Genomic DNA, 2,245 nt, shown 5'->3' with positions numbered 1-2,245 from the left:
GGGTCGGGGGAACGCGTGGGGGACCACCCGGGGAACGGGAACCGCGCCCCCGATCCGCACCACGGGCCGGGGGTCCGCGCGGTCGACCGTCGAGCCCCGGAGCATGCAGAAACCCCCTCCCACCTGCGATGTCGCAAGGTGGAAGGGGGTTCCTCGTTCCGGTGGCGGCGCCAGGATTCGAACCTGGGAAGGCTGAGCCGGCAGATTTACAGTCTGCTCCCTTTGGCCACTCGGGCACACCGCCTCGGGATGTCGATCCGTGGCACCCCAGGGTGCCTCGGCGACGGGGTAAACCATACCCGATGGGCGGGGGTGGTTCGCCACTCGGTTCGCCTCGGGATGATCACCGGCGCGCCGGACTAGGCTGGCGCCCGGATACCCGTTCCCCCGAGTCACGCACGAGGAGCCAGACCATGGCCGACTCCAGTTTCGACATCGTCTCGAAGGTCGATCGGCAGGAAGTGGACAACGCCCTGAACCAGGCCGCCAAGGAGATCTCGCAGCGCTACGACTTCAAGGGCGTCGGGGCCTCCATCGACTGGTCCGGCGAGCGGATCGAGATCCGGGCCAACGCCGAGGAGCGCACCAAGGCGGTGCTGGACATCTTCCAGTCGAAGCTGATCAAGCGGGGCATCTCCCTCAAGGCGCTGGACGCCGGCGAACCGCAGGCGTCGGGCAAGGAGTACAAGCTCTTCTGCACGATCAAGGAGGGCATCTCCACCGAGGACGCCAAGAAGGTCGCCAAGCTGATCCGCGACGAGGGCCCCAAGGGCGTCAAGGCCCAGGTGCAGGGCGACGAGCTGCGCGTCAGCTCCAAGAGCCGGGACTCCCTGCAGGAGGTCCAGCGACTGGTGCGCGAGAAGGACTTCGACTTCGCGGTGCAGTTCGTCAACTACCGCTGAGTTCGAACGGGTCGGGGATTCGGCGCGCCGGTCGGCACGACGGGGCGCGTCACCGGCTCGATCGGCGATCCGTCACGGGGGCGCGTGGGCACACCACGGCCCCCGTTCGGCTGTCCGGGGCCCGGGCCCCGGACAGCGATCCCGTTCCCGCCGTTCACCCCCCGGTCCTCCTCGCCGGGCGCGGGGTGCCGCCGATGGCGAGGAGTGCGGCGAGCCCGGCGATCGCCGCGAGGAGCAGGTGGACCCGGGCGTAGCCGCCCACCGTCCCGGCCAGGGCGGTGGCGACCACCGGCGCGAGCGCGGCGGCCACGGTGACCGGGGCGGCGAGGACGGCCGACTGCCGGCCGTAGTGGGCGGTTCCCCAGCGGTCCGCGGTGGCGGTGGCCTTCAGAAGGGTGAGGTTGCCCCGGATGACCCCCGCCACCACGGCGAGGACCACCAACAGTGGAAGCGGGCCGGGGATCGCGCCGAGGGCGAGCGTGCCGGCCGCGCCGAGGCCGAGCAGCAGGACCGTCCGGGGGCCGACCCGCAGTCGACGCGCCAGGGGGGCGTACAGGACCCGGCCCAGCACCTGGCCGACACCGCTCAGGCCCAGCGCCCATGCCGCCACGGTCGCGGACGCGCCGCGTTCGGTGAGGAGGGGCACGAGGGTGATCACCACGGCGAAGACGGTGAGGCCGTTCAGGGTGAAGGCCGTGGTGAGCAGGATGAAGGGGCGGCTGCGGAACACCCGCCCGGGGGACACCGGCGGAGGACCGTCCGGGCGGTCGGCCGGGGGCCAGGGGGCGCGCAGGGCGAGGGCGTGCGCGGGCACGGTGACCAGGGCGAGGATCACGGCGAGCACCAGGTAGGCGGTGCGCCAGCCGTGGTGCCCGGCGAGCACGGCGGTGAGCGGGGCGAAGATCGTGGAGGCCAGCCCGCCGGCGAGGGTGAGGACGGTGAGGGCCCGCACGCGTCCGGGTCCCCACCAGCGGGTGAGGGCGGCGAAGGCGGGTTGGTAGAAGGTGGCCGCCATGGCGACGCCCGCGAGGAGCCAGGCCGCGGCGAAGACCCGGAGGTTCGGGGCGAGGGCGAGGAGCACCACGGCGAGCGTGCCGATCACGGAACCGGTGGCCATCACCGCCCGGGGTCCCCGGCGGTCGATGACGCGGCCGACGGGTACGCCCACGGCGGCGGAGACCAGCAGGCCGGCCGAGAACGCTCCGGTCGCGGCGGCCGGGGACCAGCCGGTGTCGTGGGCGATGTGCGGCAGGAGCACCGGGAAGGCGTAGTGGAGGACGCCCCAGCCGGTGATCTGCGTGGCGCACAGGGCGGGCAACACGCCGCGGGGCGGGGTGCGGGGC

General features: G+C 73.2%; 2 protein-coding genes and 1 tRNA gene. 1 reads left to right on the top strand and 2 read right to left on the bottom strand.

The features are described 5' to 3' along the window. Window positions 1-162: 162 nt before the first annotated feature. Window positions 163-244: transfer RNA gene (locus FOE67_RS23255), tRNA-Tyr, on the bottom strand. A 169-nt stretch (window positions 245-413) separates the two neighbouring features. Between FOE67_RS23255 and FOE67_RS23250 the strand changes: the two genes are divergently transcribed. Next, window positions 414-902: a YajQ family cyclic di-GMP-binding protein gene (locus tag FOE67_RS23250; protein ID WP_182666801.1), complete on the top strand. Its 489-nt coding sequence runs from the start codon at window positions 414-416 to the stop codon at window positions 900-902. A gap of 154 nt (window positions 903-1,056) precedes the next feature. On the opposite strand, the gene FOE67_RS23245 is transcribed toward FOE67_RS23250, so the two are convergent. Then, a partial coding sequence (locus tag FOE67_RS23245; protein ID WP_182666800.1) for an MFS transporter occupies window positions 1,057-2,245 on the bottom strand: 1,189 nt, incomplete at its 5' end.

This window comes from Streptomyces calidiresistens (assembly GCF_014141525.1).
Lineage (GTDB): Bacteria > Actinomycetota > Actinomycetes > Streptomycetales > Streptomycetaceae > Streptomyces > Streptomyces calidiresistens.
Note: the sequence above shows the minus strand (reverse complement) of the source record. Positions and strands in the feature narration are given on the sequence as shown.

What these genes read in the sequence shown, in the direction of transcription:
- FOE67_RS23250 (WP_182666801.1), top strand. Translation starts at nt 414, where the DNA reads ATGGCCGACTCCAGTTTCGACATCGTCTCGAAGGTCGATCGGCAGGAA.